The sequence below is a fragment of the Mycobacterium sp. SMC-15 genome, assembly GCF_045310925.1.
Classification (GTDB): domain Bacteria; phylum Actinomycetota; class Actinomycetes; order Mycobacteriales; family Mycobacteriaceae; genus Mycobacterium.
In genome coordinates, this window is record NZ_JBJIAJ010000026.1 from 1 (window position 1) to 3,607 (window position 3,607).

Annotated in this window: 2 protein-coding genes; both read right to left on the bottom strand. The window is 63.2% G+C overall.

Annotated features, from left to right (window positions below; genetic code table 11):
* The coding region (gene eccCa, locus ACJH71_RS22205) for a type VII secretion protein EccCa (protein ID WP_406760141.1) at positions 1-2,942 on the bottom strand (2,942 nt) is incomplete at its 3' end.
* Positions 2,939-3,607: type VII secretion protein EccB (gene eccB / locus ACJH71_RS22210; RefSeq protein WP_406760142.1), on the bottom strand; the 669-nt coding region annotated here is incomplete at its 5' end. The genes eccB and eccCa, both read right to left, overlap by 4 nt.

The window sequence follows — 3,607 nt, forward strand, 5'->3', positions numbered from 1 at the left end:
ACTTCCAGCCAGCTCGGCGTGGTCACCACGACATGGATGCCGTAGGCCAGGCCCACGTTGACCAGTTCGGTGACCTTGGCCAAAAGCGGGTTACGCGTGTTGAATTGGTCGGTGTTATCGCGGCTGAACGCATACAGGTTGTCGATGACCAAAAAGACTTCCCCGTAGCCGTCGTTGAGCGAACCGATGCTGCCATCACGGAAGGCTTCCCGCTGCTGGCGTGCGGTCAACAGTTGTTCGAGTTCGCCGAAGGTGCGGCGGATCTTCTCCGGTTCTAGGCCCGAGGCGACACTGCCCACATGCGCCAACCCCTCCAGGGCCCGCAACTGCCCGCCGCCGTAATCGAGGCAGTAGAAACTGACCTCCCGCGGCGAATGCAGGCTCGCCGCCGAGAGGATGAAGGTCTGTAGCGCGGTGGTCTTACCGGATTTGGGGCCACCGTGGATCAGCAGGTTCCCACTAGCCGAACGCGCATCGAAGACCAGCGGATCGCGGCGCATCTCAAAGGGCTTGTCGATCTGTCCCAACGGCCACCGCAACTGGCGTTCACTGATCCCGGCCTCCGCCAGCGTCGCGGCCAGTGCGATCGGCTCATCCAGGGGCGGCAACCACAACGCCGGGGCCTGGGGCCCGTAGTTCGCCAACTGATCCCCAATGGTGGCGATCAGCTTGCGCGGCGGACCCAGCACCTCTTCCTCGGCCTCACCGACGATGGTGGTTTCCGCCCCGGCATCGACCACACCGGCGGTGAACAGTTTGGGTTCGGGCAGCGCGTGCATCACCACCGCCCGCGATTGGCGCGGCGGGTCATAAATCCCATCGACATAGGTGGAGCGGAACTTGATCGGTGCCGCCCCCGGGGCCGGCACCAAAAAGCCTTCGCCCTTGTGTTCTTTGCCCGATTCGATGTGATAGGCGTCCTCGACCCCAATGATCTGCCGCGACACACTCGCCGAAGCGACCTTCAACCCGATCCGATACGAGGTGTTCTTGTCGATGTCCTTGATCTTGCCGACATCCAACGTCTGCGACGCAAACAGAATATGGATCCGGAACGAACGACCCTTACGGGCCACATAGTCGAACAACTCGGCGTACTCGGGATGATCAGCCAACATCAACGTGAACTCATCGGCCACAATGAACAGTGTCGGGATCGGCGCCAAATCATGACCGGCGGCGATCGCCGCCTCATACTCGGTCACCGAGTTAAACGCACTGCCCTGCACCGCCCGGCCCGCCTCGCGCAGCAACAACTCCCGCCGCGCCACCTCACCACGCAACGTGTCCGCGAACCGATCCGCCAACGAGCGCTTCTCGGCCATGTTCGAAATCACCGCAACGACCTGCGGGAAATGCCGGAAGATGTCCGCGCCGGCCTCCCCCTTGAAGTCCGCGTAGATCACGATCAACCGATCCGCCGAATGCGTCGTCAACAACGACAACAAGATCGCCATCAAGGTCTGCGACTTACCCGAACCGGTCATGCCGATCATCAACCCGTGCGGACCCATCCCGCCCTCGGCCTCATCCTTGAGATCAAAGAACAGTGGTTCCCCGGTCGCGGTCACCCCGATCGGGACCCGCAACTCCTGCTCACGGCTACGCGGGGACCACAATGCCGGCACATCCAACCGGGAGGCATCACTGATCCCCAACAACGTGGTGAACGTCGCCCCCCGAGTGCCCGCCGAACGCAACCCGGCATGCGTCGGGTTCGAATCCCACCGCGACAACCGCCGCGCCAGATGCGCCGCCTCCGCCGCACCCAGGTGGTCGGCGGCATCGACATAACGCTGCCAGCCCCCCGACTGCCACCGATCAATCGCCACCCCACCGGCAGTGATCCGCAGAATCGGACGTTCGGGGTCCGAGTACTGCTCCCGGTTGGGGGCCAGCGCACCACGGACAATGAGCGTCACCCCGGCCCGCGCTGCACCCAACACCGAAGCCGCCACATCAAAATCAGGATCATCGATGATCACCAACAAATGCCGACCCGACTCACCGGCCTCACCGGTAAACGCCGGCCGGGTCGCCAACACCGGGCCCAACAACGCAGCCAGTTCCTCACCACTGCCCGCCAAATAGCGGGCCGGGCCCACCCCATCGGCCTGGCCGGCGATATCAGTGTGCGGCAACCACTTCAACCAGCTCCACGCCGGCGACTCCAACTCCGGCGACGCCAACGCCACCCCCAACATGGTCGGGTCATGCCACGTCACGGCCTGAGCCACCCACGCCCGCAACGCACCCCGCACCTCGGCGGCCGCATCATCACCCTCACCCAGCACCGTGACCCGCGACAGTTTCGTCACATCCACACCCACGGGCACATCACGCACCGTGCGCTGGGTATCAAGCAAGCCCCGCAACGCACTATGCGACACCGGCTCCAAATCAATCTCATCAGCAGTGTCACTCACCCGCACCGCACTGGCCAACGCCACCGCATGGCGCCCCGTGCGCACCACCAAGAAATCCTCATCATGAGGATCGCGCTCCCACTGCCGACGCGAACCCGGCACCGCCGCCAAATCCTCCGGATCGGGATGCGACCACTCCGCTGCCGCCCGCTGCTTAGCCGCCGACCCCCGAATATTGTCCCGAACCACCGACAAATACCGCAGATAATCCGCCCGCTCAGCATCCACCTCAACAGTGCGGGCCTTCTTATCCCCACCCCGATAAATCCCCGCCGCCGCCACCAACAACGCAAACGGGAAGAACAACATCACCGGAGACACCAACCGCATCCCCGTAGCGACCATGGCAATCACCATGCCCACAATCAACACCACAATCACCACCGGCAACGCCCGCTGCAAAAACGACGCCGGAACCAACCGCGGCAACTCCGGCGGCGGCTCAACGGTGATCGTGCCCCTATCAGTAGGCGGAACCGGAAGCCGACGACGGGCCTCAAAAATCAAACGACTCATCGGGACTCCCCAACACTAGAAACGCCACCCAACTCCGACGCCACCCGACGACCCGGACGCCCATCAGGCGCCAACCCGTCATGCGCCAACAACGCATCACCACGCGACAACGTCGGACCAACAGCAAACTGCGACAACACCGACCACGGAATCGGCAACGCCGGCTCACTCAAACCAAGAGCCGAAACCGTGTCCCCCTCGCCACCATTGCTGCCGGCCTCGGTGTTAATGCCATAGCGCACACCGGTGTCCGAAATCCAAAACAACGGACCCGCATTGGCGTTAGCCGCCGGATCACTGTTAACACTCTGGACGAAATAACCCGACCCCGGGACCAGCGCAACACGCGCAGCAGTGCCACCCACCCCAGCACCCACCAAATCCAGAGTCCGCACACCCTCACGCAACGGCAACGTCGAACCCGACAACAACGACAACGAACTCGTACTCGCCCCAAAAGGCCTACTCCAATGCGCACACGTCACCGGAGCCGACACCGCATCAACCACCCTCACCGGCTGCTCCGGAAAACGCGACACATCCAACAGCCGCGAAACCGGCAACCGCGCAACATCATCAGCACCCAACACCGGCGGCCGATCCAAACCCTGCGAATCAGTGTTACGCAACACCGCCGCCACCACACCAGAAATCGGCTGCAACCC